This is a genomic window from Brumicola blandensis (genome assembly GCF_031846165.1).
Lineage (GTDB): Bacteria > Pseudomonadota > Gammaproteobacteria > Enterobacterales > Alteromonadaceae > Glaciecola > Glaciecola blandensis.
The window spans coordinates 1-914 of the sequence record NZ_JAVRIE010000019.1 but is presented as its reverse complement, the minus strand read 5'-3'; the positions used below and the strand labels follow the sequence as shown (position 1 = coordinate 914).

General features: G+C 45.1%; 1 protein-coding gene. It reads right to left on the bottom strand.

The window, feature by feature from the left end; translation table 11 throughout:
• Positions 1-914 (bottom strand): elongation factor Tu (tuf, locus tag RM544_RS17650; protein WP_311363143.1); only part of this gene is annotated, 914 nt, incomplete at both ends.

The following is a 914-nucleotide window of genomic DNA, read 5'->3' as shown; positions in this document are numbered from 1 at the left end:
ACTTCAGCTTCGAACTTAGTGTGTGGGTTGATTGAACCAGGCTTAGCCAATACTTGACCACGCTCTACGTCTTCACGCTTAGTACCACGTAGTAGAACACCAACGTTCTCACCAGCACGGCCTTCGTCTAGAAGCTTACGGAACATTTCAACACCAGTACAAGTCGTCTTAGTTGTATCTTTGATACCAACGATTTCTACTTCTTCACCTACTTTGATAATACCTTGCTCAACACGACCTGTTACAACTGTACCACGGCCTGAAATTGAGAATACATCTTCGATTGGAAGGATGAATGGCTTATCGATGTCACGCTCTGGCTCTGGAATATATGAATCCAATGCTTCGCCTAACTCAATGATTTTTGCTTCCCACTTTTCTTCGCCTTCTAGCGCTTTAAGTGCAGAACCTTGAATTACTGGTAAATCATCACCTGGGAATTCATATTCTGTTAGTAGCTCACGAACTTCCATTTCTACTAGTTCTAGTAGCTCTTCGTCGTCTACCATGTCGCATTTGTTCATGAAAACGATCATGTAAGGAATACCAACTTGGCGACCTAGCAAGATGTGCTCACGTGTTTGTGGCATAGGACCGTCAGTTGCCGCAACAACCAAGATTCCGCCGTCCATTTGAGCAGCACCGGTGATCATGTTCTTAACATAATCGGCGTGTCCTGGGCAATCTACGTGTGCGTAGTGACGTGTAGGAGTATCATACTCTACGTGTGATGTAGAGATTGTGATACCACGCTCACGCTCTTCTGGAGCGTTGTCGATTTGATCAAATGCTTGAGCGTCACCGCCGTAAGTCTTTGCTAATACCGACGTGATTGCCGCTGTAAGAGTTGTTTTACCGTGGTCAACGTGGCCGATAGTACCAACGTTTACGTGTGGTTTATTACGTTCAAACTT